Source organism: Pseudomonas sp. AC252, assembly GCF_979258105.1.
Genome location: NZ_OZ409837.1, coordinates 823256 through 839736 on the forward strand (window position 1 = coordinate 823256; position 16481 = coordinate 839736).

Below are 16481 nucleotides of genomic sequence, written 5' to 3' on the forward strand. Positions count from 1 at the left end.
CATGCGCGTTCTGATTATCGAAGACGAAGAAAAAACCGCGGACTATCTGCACCGAGGCCTGACCGAACAGGGCTACACCGTCGACCTTGCCCGCGACGGTGTCGAAGGCCTGCATCTGGCGCTGGAATGCGACTACGCGGTGATCGTCCTCGACGTCATGCTGCCGGGGCTCGATGGCTTCGGCGTACTGCGCGCATTACGTGCGCGCAAGCAGACCCCGGTGATCATGCTCACCGCCCGCGAGCGCGTCGAAGACCGCATCAAGGGCCTGCGCGACGGCGCCGACGATTACCTCGGCAAACCGTTTTCCTTTCTCGAACTGGTCGCCCGCCTGCAAGCGCTGACCCGCCGCAGCGGCGGCCATGAGCCGGTGCAAGTGACCATCGCCGACCTGTGGATCGATCTGATCAGCCGCAAGGCCACCCGCGCCGGCACACGCCTGGACCTGACCGCGAAGGAGTTTTCCCTGCTCAGCGTCCTCGCCCGGCGTCAGGGCGAAATTCTCTCGAAAACCGCCATCGCCGAGATGGTCTGGGACATCAATTTCGACAGTGACGCCAACGTCGTCGAAGTCGCGATCAAACGCCTGCGCGCCAAGCTCGACGGGCCATTCAACGAAAAACTGCTGCACACCATTCGCGGCATGGGTTATGTGCTGGAGAGCCGTGGTGTCCAGTAACTCGATTGCCCTGCGACTCAGCGGAATGTTCACGCTGGTGGCGCTATTGGTGTTTCTGCTAATTGGCGGCGCGCTGTATCAGCAGGTCGACAAGGGCCTGGGATTGTTGCCCGAAGCCGAGCTGGATGCGCGTTACAGCGTGCTCGAATCCACCGTAGGCCGTTACGGCACGCCGGAGCATTGGGTGAAGATCTACAACAAGCTCAAGCTGCTCGGCGAGGAAGACAAGCGCATCAGCTTCTGGATCAGCAGCGGCGATCCGCGTTACGAGTACGGCAATCTCACCCCGCAAATTCGTGCCGCCATCAATGGCCCGTTGGGCATGCACGATCTGCAACTGCCCGATCAACCGTACCCGCTGAAAGTGCTGGTCAGTCAGTTCCCGGCCAAGGATCAGCGCCCTCCGCTGCGCTTCATGATCGGCATCGACACCGAGACGCTGCATCAGACCCAGCATCACTTGCTCATCGCCCTGATCAGTCTGGCGATTCTCGGCGTGCTGCTGGCCTCGGCATTGGGCTATTGGGTCGCAAGAATCGGTCTGAAGCCGTTGATCAAACTGTCGCAGGAAGCCCAGCGACTGGCACCACCGCTGCGCGCCGGACGCTTGCGCCTGTCGCCGCTGCCGCCGGAACTGGAACAGTTTGTCGAGTCGTTCAACTCGACCCTGGAACGGGTCGAACTGGCCTATTCGCGGCTGGAATCGTTCAACGCCGACGTCGCCCATGAACTGCGCTCGCCGCTGACCAACCTGATCGGCCAGACCCAGGTCGCACTGACCCGCGGGCGCTCCGCCGAACACTATTTCGAAGTGCTGCAATCCAATCTCGAAGAGTTGGAACGGCTGCGTTCGATCATCAACGACATGCTGTTTCTGGCCAGCGCCGATCAGGGCAACAAGGCGACCAAACTGACCTCGACGTCACTGGCTGACGAAGTGGCGACGACGCTGGACTATCTGGATTTCATCCTTGAAGACGCGCAGGTTGAAGTGCAGGTCAGCGGCGATGCGCAGGTACAGATCGAGGTCGCGCATTTGCGCCGGGCGCTGATCAATTTGCTCAGCAACGCGGTGCAGCACACCGAACCGGGTCAGGTGATCGAAGTGCGCATCGAAGTTGAAGAACATCAGGTGAGCATCGGTGTGGCCAACCCCGGATCGCCAATTGCCAGCGAGCATCTGCCGAGGTTGTTCGAGCGCTTTTATCGGGTCGATGCGTCTCGGCGCAACAGTGGCAATAACCATGGGTTGGGGCTGGCGATCGTCAAGGCGATTGCGCTGATGCATGGCGGGGATGTGTTTGTGCGTAGTGATCGGGGCATGAACACCTTTGGCATTCACCTTCCGGTCTGAATGCTGCGCCAAGCCCTGTGGCGAGGGGATTTATCCCCGCTCGGCTGCGCAGCAGTCGCAAAATCCTGTGCACAAGCTCTAAGAATCTTTGAGGCTGGAATTCTTGGGGCCGCTTCGCAGCCCAACGGGGATAAATCCCCTCGCCACAGGCCACCATCACGCACAGACCGGGTTGTTACCCGTGCCGATCTTTGCTTTAGCTGTAACAGTCATTTATGAAAATCATGCTGTTTCCCAACCTTCGGCAACCTTATCTTTGCCCGCACCAAACAGCACTCGCCAAGCGAGAAGGTTTTCAAGATGTCCAACAGTATGGGTATTGCCAGCGCATTCGTTTTGTCCTCATTGATCCTGTCGCCGATGGCGATGGCTGAAGAATCGCAAACGTTCGTTGCGCAAAAAGTCGCCCGCGCGCAGGCATTCGATCAGCATCAGGCCGAGGTGATGGCCAAGGCGCAAGACGCGACGCAGTCCCCGCAGGCCGCTAATTCCCAGACTCAAGCGCTCGAGAAAGACAGCTGAGTCGCACCGCGAAAGGTTTCCCTCGACGCGGTTGTTTGGCTCTTCCCGTTCAACCGTCGTCACTCTAGGCCGCTGCCGTTCAGCGGCCTTTTTTCGTTGTGGTCTGAAAGCTGTCTGGTGCGTCTGTAACAACAAGAAACATCAAAGTCGCTCAAGAAACAGAGCGGCCCGCTGACCCAAGGAGCTCCACCGCACGTGTTTTACCCTGCCCGCCTCACCCCGCTGTTCATTGCAATTGCCGCAAGTATTGCCCCCGCCGTCCACGCCGATGAGTCAGCCCAACAGGGCTTCGTCGCAGGCTCGAGCCTCAATCTCAACGCCCGCAACTACTACATGAATCGCAACCGCCTGCAGAAGGCGGACGACAATATCGAGTGGGGCCAGGGTTTTCTCGGAGTGTTCCAGTCTGGCTATACAGAAGGCACGGTCGGCTTCGGCGTCGATGCTCACGCCATGCTCGGCCTGAAACTCGACGGTGGTGGCGGTACCGACGGTTCGAGCATCCTGCCGATCAGCGATGGCGACGGCAAAGCGCCGGGCTCGTTCTCCACCGCAGGCGGGACGTTGAAGATGCGCGCCTTCGATACCGAGTTGAAGGCCGGTGATCTGTTCCTCACCAACCCAGTCATCGCCGGCGGCGACACGCGCATGCTGCCGCAGACCTTTCGTGGCATCAGCCTGAGCAACCACAGCTTCGACGGCTGGCTGATCGAAGGTGGCCAGGCCAGCTTCACCAAGCCGTATAACCAAAGTGGCCACACGCGAATCGGCACGTCCTACGGCACGCTGGCCGATGGTGATGACAGCCAACACCTGAACTGGGCCGGTGTGGCCTGGAGCGGTGTTGAAGGCCTGACCAGCAGCCTTTATGCCTCTGAGCTGAAAGACATCTGGAACCAGTACTACTATGACCTCGACTACACCTGGCAACTGAACGATCTGGTCAGCCTCAACCCGGGCGTGCACTTCTATCACACGCAAGACACCGGCGAGGCGCTCCTCGGCGACATCGACAACAACGCTTACAGCGTGCATCTCACCGTCGGCATTGGCAGCCACAGCGCTACCGCCGCGTACCAGCGGGTCAACGGCAATACGCCGTTCGACTACATCAGCCAGGGCGACAGCGTTTATCTGGACAACTCTCAGCAATACTCGGACTTCAACGGCCCGAACGAACGCTCGTGGAAGCTGAAATACGCTTACGACTTCACCGGTGTCGGCATCCCCGGCCTGACTTCGGCGCTGTCCTATTCACGCGGCACGGTGGACCTGACCAAAGCCGATCCGGACAGCACAGCCTATGCCAACTGGTACAGCGCCGATGGCCGCAACGCCAAGCATTGGGAACGCGACATCGATTTGCAGTACGTCGTGCAAAGCGGCCAGGCCAAGAACCTGGCGGTGCGCCTGCAATGGGCGACCAACCGTGGCGGCAACGGCTACGGCGCGATTGATTCGGATACAGATGAATACCGCGTGATCATCGACTACCCGGTCGACGTCTTCTAAGATCGGCGCTGCGTTTTTCAGATCCTGTGATCTACCCTGTGGGAGCGAGCCTGCTCGCGAAAGCTGATTGTCAGTCAACATCTGTGTTGAATGACACACCGCTTTCGCGAGCGGGCTCGCTCCCACAGGTTCGTCCGGCGTCAGCCCAACTAAGCTTATGAAACCACTCCAACCGGCTCCCCATCATGATCGCCAGCCGCACGCCCTCCATCACAGGCCAGACCGGTCGCCCCGAGCGTCTGCTGATCCTCGGCAGTCTGCTGACCGTGATTGCGATGGTGTGCATCGTCACCTTCCTGCTGATCCGCGAGTACGCCAGTGCGCAGGAGACCGCCACCCGTCGCGCCACCACGATTGCGCAATTGATCGACGCCGACGTGCTGCGCACCGTCGAGCTTTACGACCTGACGCTGCAAGGGCTGATCGCCGCCGCTCAGCGTGACGACCTGCAAAACGTCTCGCCGCAGATCCGTCATCTGGCGCTGTTCGATCGCTCTGCCACCGCGCGCTTCAAGGGCGACATCCTCCTGCTCGACAAGCATGGCGAGGTGATCGCCGACTCCTCGCGCATCGAGGCGAAACCGGGCAATTTCGCCGATCGCGATTATTTTCTCGCCCACGCATTCAACCGCGACATCGGCATGTTCATCAGCCGCCCGTTCAAGACCCGCTGCGATTGCGAAGAGGCCGATCAGTGGCGCATCAGCTTCAGCCGGCGCATCTCCGCGCAGACCGGTGAATTCCTCGGCGTGGCGGTGGCGTCGCTGAAACTCGACTATTTCGACGACCTGTTCAAAAGCCTCGACATCGGCACCGACAGCACGTTGAACATCATTAATAGCGATGGCGTGCTGCTCGCGCAGAAGCCGTACCTGCAAAGCGATTCAGTAGGCAAGAGCTTCGGCAATCGGCCCAACGTAGTGCGCATTCTCAATGACCGCGATGGCAGCGGCAGTTTCACCAGTACCTCAAGCATGGATGACCAGCGCCGGCTCTACACCTATTCGCGGGTGGGCAACCTGCCGTTGACGGTGATGGTGGCGCTGTCCAGCGAGGAGGTGTTCGGCACCTGGCGGCGCACGGCGATCCTGATCAGCGGCGCCACCGGCGTGTTGTGCCTGGGGCTGTTGTGGCTGACTTGGCTGCTCGCCCGGGAACTGCGTTTGCGCCATCGCGCCGAACGCGAACTGGCGCAACTGGCTGCAACCGATGATCTGACCGGTGTGGCCAACCGGCGCATGCTCGATCAGACCCTGCGCCACGAATGGTTCCGCGCCCAGCGCTCGGGCCAGCCGCTGTCGGTGATGATGATCGATGCTGACCACTTCAAAGCCTTCAATGACCGGCATGGCCATCAGGCTGGGGATCAGGTCTTGCGTGAACTGGCCAAAGTAATCACCGCGAACGTGCGGCGTCCGGCGGATCTGGTCGCGCGGTATGGCGGTGAAGAGTTTTCCGTGATTCTCGCCGAGACCGACAGCGCAGGAGCGCAGCAGATCGCCGAGCAGATTCGCCAGGCTGTGGAAAACTTGCCCTGGGTCGAAGGCGCTGAGCGGGCGATGACCGTGAGTATCGGTATTGCCACATGGACGACGGCGAGCGAGATGACACTGGAGCAGCTGTTGTTTGCGGCGGACAAGGCGCTGTATCAGGCCAAGGAAGGCGGGCGTAATCGGGTGGTGGTATCAACCTGAAGTCTTGCAATGGAGGTAATGGCCCCATCGCTGGCAAGCCAGCTCCCACAAGGATTTGAGGTGCGCTGCAAATTTTTGTCTCACCCGTAAACCTGTGGGAGCTGGCTTGCCAGCGATGAGGCCGATAGAGACAAAGCAAAAATCACAGGCATAAAAAAAGGCCATCCGAGGATGGCCTTCAAAAAACTAGAGAGGTTTTTTACTTACACGGCCGCAACAGGGCGCATGTAAGAGATTGGTGCGGTGCTGGCGTCTTCGAACGTCACCACTTCCCACGCATCTGTCTGCTCAATCAATTTGCGCAGCAGCTGGTTGTTCAGTGCATGACCGGACTTGAAGCCTTTGAACTCACCAATCAGGCTGTTGCCCAGCAGGTACAGGTCGCCAATCGCGTCGAGGATCTTGTGTTTGACGAATTCGTCTTCATAACGAAGACCGTCTTCGTTCAACACGCCATCAGCGTCGACCACGATCGCGTTTTCCACGCTGCCGCCGAGTGCGAGGTTGTGCTTGCGCAGGTACTCGATGTCACTCATGAAACCAAAGGTGCGGGCGCGGCTGACTTCTTTTACGAACGAAGTGCTGGAAAAATCCACGCTTGCACTCTGGGTGCGGTCCCGGAATACCGGGTGATCGAAATCGATCTCGAAGCTCACCTTGAAGCCTTCGAAAGGGACGAAAGTGGCGCGCTTGTCGCCGTCTTCCACTGTCACTTCACGCAGGATGCGGATGAATTTCTTGGCGGCGTCCTGCTCTTCCAGGCCAGCCGATTGAATCAGGAATACGAAGGGTCCAGCGCTGCCATCCATGATCGGGACTTCGGACGCGGAGAGCTCGACGTAGGCGTTATCGATGCCCAGGCCAGCCATGGCCGAGAGCAAGTGCTCTACCGTGTCCACTTTGACGTCGCCATTGATCAGCGTCGTCGACATAGTGGTTTCACCGACGTTTTCCGCGCGGGCAGGAATCTGCACCACAGGGTCGAGGTCAGCGCGACAAAACACAATGCCAGTGTCGACAGGCGCAGGCTTGAGGGTCAGATAGACCTTCTCACCGGAGTGCAGGCCTACACCTGTGGCACGGATAATATTTTTCAGTGTGCGTTGTTTAATCATGGCTTGGGCCGCTTCAGCGCAAATTGCGAACTGGTATCAACAAAGGCTGGCGATGATAGCAGACCATGCCTTTGCTGAACACCAATCACCTTCATAGCCCTGATACATTCCATCAATCGGCCTGACGACGCAGGAATGCCGGAATGTCCAGGTAGTCCAGGTCATCCTGCGGATTCATCTTCGCGGCAGCCGCAGCACCGGCCTGAGCCTGGTTGCGCATGACGGTCGGACGGTCCAGATCACGGTAGTTCACTGCAGGCTGCTCCTGACGTGCCGGAGCCGGTTGTTGCACCTGCGCCGAAGCCATCGAGGTGTGAACGGTGTTGTCGATAACCTTCACAGGCTTCTCGATTTTCGCGCCCAGACCGGTGGCAACCACGGTTACGTGCAGCTCGTCGCGCATGTCCGGATCGATAACGGTACCGACCTTGACCATCGCGTGCTCGGAAGCAAAGGCTTCGATGATCGAACCAACGTCGGAGTACTCACCCAGGGACAGGTCAGGACCGGCGGTGATGTTCACCAGAATGCCGCGCGCGCCTTGCAGGTTGACGTCTTCCAGCAGCGGGTTGCGGATTGCCGCTTCGGTGGCTTCACGTGCACGGTTCGGACCGCTGGCGCAGCCAGTGCCCATCATCGCCATGCCCATTTCGCTCATCACGGTGCGAACGTCGGCGAAGTCGACGTTGATCATGCCCGGACGCTTGATGATGTCGGAGATACCGCGAACGGCACCGGCCAGAACATCGTCAGCCTTGGCGAAAGCCGACAAGAGGCTTGCGTCTTTGCCGAGGATGGTCAGCAGTTTTTCGTTCGGAATGGTGATCAGCGAGTCGACGCTTTCGGAAAGCATGCGGATGCCTTCGTCGGCGATCTGCATACGCTTGCGGCCTTCGAACGGGAACGGACGGGTCACGACCGCAACGGTCAGGATGCCCATTTCCTTGGCCACTTCGGCGATGATCGGCGCTGCACCGGTACCGGTACCGCCGCCCATGCCGGTGGTGATGAACACCATGTTGGTGCCGGCCAGCACTTCAGCGATGCGCTCGCGGTCTTCCAGAGCGGCTTGACGGCCGACTTCAGGGTTGGCGCCGGCACCCAGGCCTTTGGTCACGCCAGTGCCCAGTTGCAGGATGGTCCGCGCGCCGATGTTTTTCAGCGCTTGAGCATCGGTGTTGGCGCAGATGAACTCAACGCCTTCGATGTTGCTCTTGACCATGTGATTGACAGCGTTGCCGCCGCCACCGCCGACACCGATAACTTTGATTACCGGGCTTGCGGGGATGTTGTCTACGAGTTCGAACATTTTCCCTCTCCTTACATTCTCTAGTTTTTTCGCCTACTGCTGTTTGTAGCGGTGTATCTACTGCAGTTGCTTGCCGCTTGAAGCTTGTCGCTCCAGGCTGCTTTTTTAAAAATTGCCCTGAACCCACTTTTTCAGTCGGTCCAGCAGCGGCGCCTGAGGCTCTTCGCTGCTGTAGCTGTCGCGGCTGCCGATGCCGGAGAACGAAACTCCGTCGGACTGCTTCTGCAGGCCGTACATCAACAAACCAACGCCAGTGGAATAAATCGGGTTGCGCACCACGTCATCCAGGCCTTTCACGCCATGCGGCACACCGAGGCGCACCGGCATGTGGAAGATTTCTTCGGCCAGTTCAGTGGCGCCTTCCATTTTCGACGTACCACCGGTGAGCACGATGCCCGCCGGGATCAGGTCTTCGTAGCCGCTGCGACGCAGCTCGGCCTGGATCAGGGTGAACAGTTCGTCGTAACGCGGCTCGACCACTTCGGCCAGCGCCTGACGCGACAGCTCACGCGGTGGACGGTCGCCAACGCTCGGCACCTTGATGGTTTCACCGGCACCGGCCAGTTTGGCCAGGGCGCAGGCGTAACGGATCTTGATCTCTTCGGCGTACTGAGTCGGAGTGCGCAACGCCATGGCGATGTCGTTGGTCACTTGATCACCGGCAATCGGGATCACCGCGGTGTGACGGATCGCGCCTTCGGTGAAGATCGCGATGTCGGTAGTGCCACCACCGATGTCGACCAGGCACACGCCCAGCTCTTTCTCGTCGTCGGTCAGCACCGAGTAGGCCGAGGCCAGTTGCTCGAGGATGATGTCGTCGATTTCCAGACCGCAGCGACGAACGCATTTTTCAATGTTCTGTGCAGCGTTGACGGCGCAGGTGACCACGTGAACCTTGGCTTCCAGACGCACGCCGGACATGCCCAGTGGCTCACGCACGCCTTCCTGGTTATCGATGACGTAATCCTGCGGCAGGGTGTGCAGCACGCGCTGGTCAGCCGGGATCGCCACGGCTTGGGCGGCGTCGAGTACACGCTCAAGGTCCGCCGAGCTGACTTCGCGATCACGGATCGCGACGATGCCGTGGGAATTCAGGCTGCGGATGTGATTGCCGGCCACGCCGACAAAAGCCGAGTGAATGCGGCAGCCGGCCATGAGCTGGGCTTCTTCGATCGCGCGCTGGATCGACTGCACGGTGGATTCGATGTTGACCACCACGCCCTTCTTCAGCCCGCGGGACGGATGCGTGCCGATCCCGACGATTTCCAGCTGGCCGTCGTCCGCGACCTCGCCTACCAGCGCCACCACCTTGGAGGTGCCGATATCGAGACCGACGATCATTTTGCCGCTTTGCACGTTTGCCATGGGTCCTGCCTCTTCTTAATTCTTCGCAACAGCGGGTTGGGCTGTCGTCGGCGCTACGGGTTCCCGCCAGCCAACAGCGAGGCCGTTGGCGTAGCGCAGATCGATGCGCGCAATGTTCGTAATCTGCTCTTTCAGCGTCTTGTCATAGATGGCGATGAAGCGGCGCATCTTTTCCACCAGGTTGCCGCGTCCCAGCAGCAACTCGATGCCGGGGCCGGAACTGCCGGCACCGGTGGTCAGGAACCAGCTGCCGCGTTCACGCAATTCCAGGCGTGCAATCGAAAAACCCAGCGGGCGCAACATCTGGCTCAGCACCTGATACTGCTGCATCACCTGCTGCTGAGCCCGTTGTGGGCCGAACAGCTGTGGCAGGTGTTCGTAGTTCGCCAGTTCCTTGGGCGTAAACGCCTGACCCTGGTTGTTGAGCAACGACTCGTCGCCCCAACGCGCCACCGGCAATTGCTCTTCGAGGCGGATCACTACCTGATCCGGCCATACCCGCCGCACTTCGGCGTGGGCGATCCAGGGCATCTGCTCAAGCTCGGTACGCATACCGGCGAGGTCGATGGTGAAGAAGCTCGACGCCACGAACGGCGCGATCCGCTGCTGCACCGCCTGCTGGCTGATGTAGCTCAAGTCGCCCTGCACCGCGATCTTGCTGATCGGCCGGTCAGCGTACGGCAGCAAACGCTGCGCGCCTTCATAAGTACCAAAGCCCAGCGCCACCAGCAGCACCGGCCAGAACAGGCTTTTCAGAAAGCTGAAATTGGCTTTCGGCAGGCGCGCGGACATCGGCTCTTTCGCCACCATTCGGCTGGCACCCCGCGGCACCGGCTTGCGGCCGGGTGCGGGTGGCTGATGTCTGAGATGAGCGCCTTGCATGGTCTTAACCTCGCGCCTCTGTTGCGCCTGCGTCTTCGACGCTGGCGGCCAGAATGGCCAGAACCAGTTGCTGGAAATCCAGACCGGCAGCCCGCGCCGCCATCGGCACAAGACTGTGATCGGTCATGCCCGGTGCGGTATTGACTTCGAGGAACCAGAACTGCCCGTCGGCGTCCTGCATCACGTCCGCCCTGCCCCAACCGGCGATACCCAGCGCCTCACAGGCCTTGGCCGTGAGTTCCATGAGTTCCTGTTCCTTGGCCGCGTCGAGCCCGCACGGAATGCGGTACTGGGTATCGTTGGCGATGTACTTGGCGTCGTAGTCGTAGAACGTGTGCGGTGTACCCAGGGCGATAGGAGGCAACACCTGGTCACGCAGGGTGGCGATGGTGAACTCCGGACCTTGAATCCATTGCTCGACCAACACTTGCGAATCGTAGGTACTGGCCGCTTTCCATGCGTCGATCAACTCGGACGCAGAATTCACTTTGGCCATCCCGATACTTGAACCTTCATGCGCCGGTTTGACGATCAAAGGCAAGCCCAGTTCCGTCGCCGCCGAAATACAATCGGCTTCGCTGCACAGCACGGCGTGACGCGGCGTCGGAATCCCGAGGCTGTGCCAGACCTGCTTGGTGCGCAGTTTGTCCATCGCCAGTGCCGAGGCGAGGATGCCGCTGCCGGTGTACGGAATACCCGCGCATTCGAGCAGGCCTTGCATGCTGCCGTCTTCACCGCCGCGACCGTGGAGAATGATGAACGCACGGTCGATCTTTTCGCTGAGCAGACGCTGCAGGAAATCTTCGCCCACATCGATGCCGAACGCGTCGACGCCAGCGCTTTGCAGCGCCTCGAGCACAGCGTTGCCGGATTTCAGCGACACCTCACGCTCCGCGCTCAGGCCGCCGAAGAGCACGGCGACGCGGCCGAAGTCTTTCGGCGCGATGGTGGAGAACAGCTTGGCGTAGGCAGCAGTCATTTCAACTTCCTCGACCGGCGCCGCCACGGCGCCGGCGAACAATTCACTTTTCAACAGCTTCGGCGCGAGACCGCCGATATCACCCGCGCCCTGGCACAACAGAATGTCGCCGGCGCGCAGCAGCGGCTTGACCAACGGCGCCAGGTCGACGCCCCGCTCGATGTAGATCGGGTCGAGCTGACCGCGCTGGCGGATGCTGTTGCACAGCTTGCGGCTGTCGGCGCCCGGGATCGGCTCTTCGCCGGCCGGATAGACTTCCATCAGCAGCAGCACGTTGGCATCGGCCAGTACATTGACGAAATCGTCGTACAGATCGCGGGTGCGGCTGTAGCGGTGCGGCTGGTAGACCATCACCAGACGGCGCTCCGGCCAGCCACCGCGCACGGCTTTGATCACCGCAGCGACTTCGGTCGGGTGGTGACCGTAGTCGTCGACCAGCATTACGTTGCCGCCATCTACCGGCAGTTCGCCGTAGACTTGGAAGCGCCGACCAACACCCTGGAAGCCCGACAGGCCCTGAACGATGGCTTCATCGCTGACGCCTTCGTCGGTGGCGATGCAGATGGTCGCCAGCGAGTTGAGCACGTTGTGGTTGCCCGGCATGTTCACCGACACGTCCAGCGGCTCGCGATCCGGGCGTAGCACGGTAAAGAAAGTCTGCATGCCTTGCTGGCGCACATTGATTGCGCGTACGTCGGCGTCTTCGCTGAAGCCGTAGGTCACGGTCGGACGTTTCACCAGCGGCAGGATTTCGCGCACCACCGGATCGTCCAGGCACATCACCGCCAGCCCGTAGAACGGCAGGTTGTGCAGGAATTCGACGAAGGTTTTCTTCAGTTTGTTGAAGTCACCGTCATAGGTCGCCATGTGGTCAGCGTCGATGTTGGTGACCACGGCCACCAGCGGCTGCAGATGCAGGAAGCTCGCATCGCTTTCGTCGGCTTCGGCGATCAGGTAACGGCTGGTGCCGAGCTGGGCATTGGTGCCCGCTGCATTCAGACGACCACCGATCACGAACGTCGGGTCCAGGCCACCGGCGGCGAACACCGAAGCGATCAGGCTGGTGGTGGTGGTTTTGCCGTGGGTACCGGCGACGGCAATACCGTGGCGATAGCGCATCAGTTCGGCGAGCATTTCTGCGCGCGGCACCACTGGAATGCGGCGCTCAAGGGCAGTCGCCACTTCCGGGTTGGACGTGTTCACAGCGCTCGACACCACCAGCACATCGGCGGTAGCGGCGTTCTCGGCACGGTGACCGATGAAGATCTGCGCGCCAAACGACTCCAGGCGTTCGGTCACCGGCGACGCTTTCAGGTCGGAACCGGAGACTTGATAGCCCAGGTTCAACAACACTTCAGCGATACCGCACATGCCCACGCCGCCGATGCCGACGAAGTGGATGCGACGGATGCGGCGCATTTCCGGTTGTGGCATGGCTTTCTGATTCTCAACCATGGGCCACCTCCAGACAGGTATCGACCACGCTACGGGTGGCATCGGGTTTGGCCAGTCGGCGGGCCGCTTGGGCCATTGCTTCGAGTCGTTGCGGTTGCATCAAGACCTCTGTCAGGCGCGCGGCGAGATCCGCGGCACCAGTCGTTCTTTGCGGCATCAGGAAGGCAGCGCCTTCGCGGGCCAAATAATCGGCGTTGCGGGTCTGGTGATCGTCGATCGCATGGGGCAAAGGCACCAGCATCGAGGGCAGACCGGCGGCCGCCAGCTCACTGATGGTCAGCGCGCCGGCGCGGCACACCACCAGGTCAGCCCAGCCATAGGCCTGGGCCATGTCTTTGATGAACGGCTGCACCTGCGCTTCCACGCCCGCGGCGCGGTAACGCTCGGCAGTCACTTCATCGTGATTTTTGCCGGCCTGATGAAACACTTCCGGGCGCAGGTCGGCAGCGACTTGGGCCAGGGCTTCAGGCAGCAATTTGTTCAACGGTTCTGCGCCGAGGCTGCCGCCAAGGATCAGCAAACGCGCTTTGCGCCCGGTCAGCGCCGGTCGCGATGTGTCGAGGAACAGCTCGCTGCGCACCGGATTACCGGTAGTACGGCGGCTGTCCGACAGAGTAAAGGTGTCGGGGAACGCTTCACACACTCGGGCGGCGAACGGCACCAGCAACCGATTGGCGGTGCCGGCGACCGCGTTCTGCTCGTGAACGATCACTGGCACGCCGGCCAGTTTCGCAGCAAGGCCGCCAGGGCCGGTCACATAACCGCCGAAGCCGACCACGCACACCGGCTTCAGGCGGCGCATGATCGCCCGCGCCTGCCATATCGATTTGAGCAGCATCAGCGGCGCCTTGAGCAGCGACAGCTTGCCCTTGCCGCGCAGTCCGCTGGCGTTGATCCGATGCAGTTCAAGCCCTGCCGCCGGGACCAGTTCGTTTTCGATCCCGCGTGGCGTGCCGAGCCAGTGCACGGTGTAGCCGCGCGCCTGAAACTCGCGGGCACAGGCCAGCGCCGGGAACACGTGGCCGCCGGTACCGCCGGCCATGATCAATACGTTAGCGCCCATGAGTCGGCTCCTCGGCGAAGTCGCTCTCCTGGAATTCCATCTCTTCGCTGCCCAAGTGGGTTCGACTCTCCCACTCGATGCGCAACAACAGGCCCAGGCAGGCACAGCAGATCACCAGCGAGCTGCCGCCGTAACTGAGGAATGGCAAGGTCAGACCTTTGGTTGGCAACAGGCCTACGTTCACGCCGATGTTGATCAGGAACTGACCAATCCACAGGAACGACAAGCCGTAAGCCACGTAAGCGGCAAAGAACTGCTTGGCCTTCTCCGCCCACAGGCCGATGTACATGCCGCGAATACACACGAACACGAACAGCGCGACGGTGCAGAGCGAACCGACCGCACCGAGTTCTTCGGCGAGTACCGAGAACACGAAGTCGGTGTGCGCTTCCGGCAGGTAGAACTGTTTCTGCACGCTGTTGCCCAGGCCGACGCCCAGCCACTCGCCGCGACCAAACGCGATCAAGGCTTGCGACAACTGATAACCGGCGCCGAACTGGTCGGCCCACGGGTCGGCGAAGTTGGTCAGACGCGCCATTCGATAGGGCTGCATCTGAATCAGCAAAACCACCGCGCCGACCGCCAGCACCACCATCAGCGAGAAACGGAACAGCCCGACCCCGCCAAGGAACAGCATCGCCGCCGCCGCGCCCATCATGACTACGGTGGCACCGAAGTCCGGCTCCATCAGCAACAGACCGGCCATCGGCAACAGGACGATGAACGGCTTGAAGAAGCCCATCCAGCTCTCGCGCACTTCTTTCTGTCGGCGCACCAGATAACCGGCGAGGTAGATCACCACGAACACCTTGGCGATTTCCGACGGTTGCACGTTGAAGAAGCTGAAACCGATCCAGCGCATCGAACCGTTCACTTCGCGACCGATGCCGGGGATGATCACCATCACCAGAAGGCCGAACGCACCGATCAGCATCATCCAGCCGAGGCGCTGCCAGGTGGCGATCGGGATCATCATGGTGACGATGCACGCGCCCAGGCCCAGCACCACATAGATAAGGTGGCGAATCATGTAATACAGCGGACTGCCCGACTGCGCCGCCGCCACTTCGGTGGACGCCGAGGCGATCATGATCAGGCCAAGCCCCAGCAGCGCCAGGCAACCGGCGAGCATCGGGAAATCGAGGTCGATGCCACGCCCGGTGATCAGCGGCGACGGGTACGGCTTGATGATGTTTCTCAGGTTCATGCCAGTTCCTCCACAGCGCGGACGAACTGGTGACCACGGTCTTCGTAATTCTTGAACATGTCGAAACTGGCGCAGGCCGGCGACAGCAGCACCACATCGCCCGGTTGGGCAGCGGCGCGGCATTGCGCAACAGCGTCGATCAGCGAGCTCGCGCGAATCAGCGGTACGGCATCGCCAATGGCTGCGCCGATGTTGTCGGAGTCACGGCCCATCAGCACCACGGCGCGGCAGTTGGCCGCCACCGGATCGCGCAAATCATTGAATTCGGCGCCTTTGCCGTCACCGCCGGCGATCAGAATGATCTTGCCGTCGATGTCCGCACCGAGGCCTTCGATGGCGGCCAGAGCAGCGCCAACGTTGGTGGCTTTGGAATCGTTGTAATAAGCCACGCCATCGAGATCGCGCACCCACTGGCAGCGATGCTCGAGACCGGCAAACGTGCGCAGCGCTGCGAGCATGGCGTCGAACGGCAGGCCCACAGCGTGACCCAGGGCCAATGCGGCGAGCGCGTTGGACTGGTTGTGCGCGCCGCGAATCTTCAGATCACGCACCGGCATCAGGTTCTGGAATTCGAAGGCCAGGTACTTCTCGCCATCTTCTTCGCGAATGCCGAACGCCTTGAAATCCGGCTTGCTCAGGCCAAAGGTCCAGCATGGCTGACCTTCGCCGATCAACGGACGGCTGAGGGCGTCCTGACGGTTGACCACAAACTGCTTCGCGCCACGGAAGATCCGGTGCTTGGCCAGGTGATAGGCCGGCAGACCGCTGTAGCGATCCATGTGGTCTTCGCTGATGTTCAGTACGGTGGCCACTTCGGCGTTGAGCTGGTCGGTGGTTTCCAGCTGGAAACTCGACAGCTCCATCACGTACAGCTCGACGACATCGCTGAGCAGATCCAGCGCCGGGGTGCCGAGGTTGCCGCCAACAGCGACGCGTTTGCCAGCCGCAGCCGCCATTTCGCCAACCAGCGTGGTGACGGTGCTTTTTGCGTTGGAACCGGTGATCGCGACAATCGGCGCCCGCGCGTTACGCGCGAACAGCTCGATGTCGCCGGACATTTTCACGCCACGGGCCGCGGCGGCTTGCAGGGCCGGGGTCGCCAGCGCCAGGCCGGGGCTCACGTAGAGCTCGTCGGCACGGCAGAGGAATTCGACGTCCAGCTCGCCACAACGCACTTCCACGTGCGGATAGTCACGCTTGAGCGTGGCCAGTTCCGGTGGATTGTCCCGCGTGTCGGCGACGGCAAACGACGTGCCCCGGTTCGCCAGGAAGCGAACCAGGGACATGCCGCTCTTGCCGAGGCCGACAACGATGCGGAAGTGGTCAGAAGCGATCAGAGACACTC

13 protein-coding genes and 1 pseudogene are annotated in these 16481 nt (G+C 61.1%); 5 read left to right on the plus strand and 9 right to left on the minus strand.

The window, feature by feature from the left end; genetic code table 11:
- Position 1: 1 nt before the first annotated feature.
- The 5 genes from ACZZZ4_RS03805 (at position 2) to ACZZZ4_RS03825 (ending at position 5761) form a co-directional block, all read left to right on the plus strand.
- Positions 2-679 (plus strand): heavy metal response regulator transcription factor, encoded by a 678-nt coding sequence (locus ACZZZ4_RS03805; RefSeq protein ID WP_016773287.1) that lies wholly within the window; start codon positions 2-4, stop codon positions 677-679.
- Positions 669-2033, plus strand: a complete 1365-nt coding sequence (locus ACZZZ4_RS03810) for a heavy metal sensor histidine kinase (protein ID WP_463547285.1) — start codon at positions 669-671, stop codon at positions 2031-2033. The genes ACZZZ4_RS03805 and ACZZZ4_RS03810 overlap by 11 nt, the downstream gene beginning before the upstream one ends.
- Positions 2034-2333: 300 nt before the next feature.
- On the plus strand, positions 2334-2555 hold the full coding sequence (locus ACZZZ4_RS03815) for a hypothetical protein (protein ID WP_039761392.1): 222 nt from the start codon (positions 2334-2336) through the stop codon (positions 2553-2555).
- A 195-nt stretch (positions 2556-2750) separates the two neighbouring features.
- Positions 2751-4067, plus strand: a complete 1317-nt coding sequence (locus tag ACZZZ4_RS03820) for an OprD family porin (RefSeq protein WP_463547286.1) — start codon at positions 2751-2753, stop codon at positions 4065-4067.
- 185 nt (positions 4068-4252) lie between these two features.
- Entirely contained in the window at positions 4253-5761 is a 1509-nt protein-coding gene (locus ACZZZ4_RS03825; protein WP_463547287.1) for a sensor domain-containing diguanylate cyclase, read from the plus strand.
- Between the two features lie 203 nt (positions 5762-5964).
- Here the strand turns inward: ACZZZ4_RS03825 and lpxC are convergent, their stop codons facing one another.
- From lpxC to murD, 9 genes and pseudogenes are all read right to left on the minus strand, one after another.
- Positions 5965-6876, minus strand: a complete 912-nt coding sequence (lpxC, locus tag ACZZZ4_RS03830; protein WP_007916984.1) for a UDP-3-O-acyl-N-acetylglucosamine deacetylase — start codon at positions 6874-6876, stop codon at positions 5965-5967.
- 112 nt (positions 6877-6988) lie between these two features.
- Entirely contained in the window at positions 6989-8185 is a 1197-nt protein-coding gene (gene ftsZ / locus ACZZZ4_RS03835; RefSeq protein WP_016773283.1) for a cell division protein FtsZ, read from the minus strand.
- 105 nt (positions 8186-8290) lie between these two features.
- A complete protein-coding gene (gene ftsA / locus ACZZZ4_RS03840) occupies positions 8291-9550 on the minus strand; it encodes a cell division protein FtsA (protein WP_016773282.1) in 1260 nt (419 codons plus the stop codon).
- Between the two features lie 15 nt (positions 9551-9565).
- Positions 9566-10432, minus strand: coding sequence for a cell division protein FtsQ/DivIB (locus tag ACZZZ4_RS03845; RefSeq protein ID WP_039761388.1), 867 nt, complete (start codon positions 10430-10432; stop codon positions 9566-9568).
- A 4-nt stretch (positions 10433-10436) separates the two neighbouring features.
- A complete protein-coding gene (locus ACZZZ4_RS03850) occupies positions 10437-11411 on the minus strand; it encodes a D-alanine--D-alanine ligase (RefSeq protein WP_016773280.1) in 975 nt (324 codons plus the stop codon).
- A 30-nt stretch (positions 11412-11441) separates the two neighbouring features.
- Positions 11442-12866, minus strand: a pseudogene (gene murC, locus ACZZZ4_RS03855) (UDP-N-acetylmuramate--L-alanine ligase); the annotation flags it as partial.
- Positions 12859-13929, minus strand: coding sequence for an undecaprenyldiphospho-muramoylpentapeptide beta-N-acetylglucosaminyltransferase (gene murG, locus ACZZZ4_RS03860; protein WP_463547288.1), 1071 nt, complete (start codon positions 13927-13929; stop codon positions 12859-12861). The pseudogene murC and the gene murG, both read right to left, overlap by 8 nt.
- Positions 13919-15136, minus strand: coding sequence for a putative lipid II flippase FtsW (gene ftsW / locus ACZZZ4_RS03865; protein WP_016773276.1), 1218 nt, complete (start codon positions 15134-15136; stop codon positions 13919-13921). Before ftsW ends, murG begins: the two co-directional genes overlap by 11 nt.
- Positions 15133-16479 (minus strand): UDP-N-acetylmuramoyl-L-alanine--D-glutamate ligase, encoded by a 1347-nt coding sequence (gene murD, locus ACZZZ4_RS03870; protein WP_415761529.1) that lies wholly within the window; start codon positions 16477-16479, stop codon positions 15133-15135. The genes ftsW and murD overlap by 4 nt, the downstream gene beginning before the upstream one ends.
- Positions 16480-16481: the final 2 nt, after the last annotated feature.

Bases quoted from the DNA above. Each gene is read 5' to 3' on its own strand.
- ACZZZ4_RS03805 (WP_016773287.1), top strand. From the start codon at position 2: ATGCGCGTTCTGATTATCGAAGACGAAGAAAAAACCGCGGACTATCTG.
- ACZZZ4_RS03815 (WP_039761392.1), top strand. From the start codon at position 2,334: ATGTCCAACAGTATGGGTATTGCCAGCGCATTCGTTTTGTCCTCATTG.
- ACZZZ4_RS03825 (WP_463547287.1), top strand. From the start codon at position 4,253: ATGATCGCCAGCCGCACGCCCTCCATCACAGGCCAGACCGGTCGCCCC.
- lpxC (WP_007916984.1), bottom strand. From the start codon at position 6,876: ATGATTAAACAACGCACACTGAAAAATATTATCCGTGCCACAGGTGTA.
- ftsZ (WP_016773283.1), bottom strand. From the start codon at position 8,185: ATGTTCGAACTCGTAGACAACATCCCCGCAAGCCCGGTAATCAAAGTT.
- ftsA (WP_016773282.1), bottom strand. From the start codon at position 9,550: ATGGCAAACGTGCAAAGCGGCAAAATGATCGTCGGTCTCGATATCGGC.
- ACZZZ4_RS03845 (WP_039761388.1), bottom strand. From the start codon at position 10,432: ATGCAAGGCGCTCATCTCAGACATCAGCCACCCGCACCCGGCCGCAAG.
- ACZZZ4_RS03850 (WP_016773280.1), bottom strand. From the start codon at position 11,411: ATGACTGCTGCCTACGCCAAGCTGTTCTCCACCATCGCGCCGAAAGAC.
- murG (WP_463547288.1), bottom strand. From the start codon at position 13,929: ATGGGCGCTAACGTATTGATCATGGCCGGCGGTACCGGCGGCCACGTG.
- ftsW (WP_016773276.1), bottom strand. From the start codon at position 15,136: ATGAACCTGAGAAACATCATCAAGCCGTACCCGTCGCCGCTGATCACC.